The 339-nt window shown below is 69.6% G+C and carries 1 pseudogene; it reads left to right on the top strand.

Features of this window, described 5'->3' with window-relative positions:
- Positions 1-54: 54 nt before the first annotated feature.
- Positions 55-339: pseudogene (locus SB717_RS34355) on the top strand (hypothetical protein); the annotation flags it as partial.

Raw genomic sequence — 339 nt, 5'->3', positions numbered from 1 at the left:
AGAGCTGAGCGCCCGTTCACCTGCCGGTTACCCGGACGCAGGAGACTGTGACGGATGAGCGAACAGGGCATGAACGAGCCGGAGGTCACCTGGCTCGACCCGGACACCGTCCAGCTGCGGCAGCCGAAGTCGTCGCACTGGGAGGCGCCCTTCCTGTACCTGCTCTTCGGTCGGGAGCGCGCCCTCCTGCTCGACACGGGTGCGACGACCGATGAGTCGGTGTTCCCGCTGCGAGGCACGGTCGAGCGGCTGACGTCCGAGTGGCTGCGCCGGAATCCGGTCGTCTTCGTCCGCCCCTACCCGCTCGTCGTGGCGCGCACGCACGCGCACGGCGACCAC

The organism is Priestia sp. SIMBA_032, assembly GCF_046535215.1.
Lineage (GTDB): Bacteria > Bacillota > Bacilli > Bacillales > Bacillaceae_H > Priestia > Priestia aryabhattai.
Note: the sequence above shows the minus strand (reverse complement) of the source record. Positions and strands in the feature narration are given on the sequence as shown.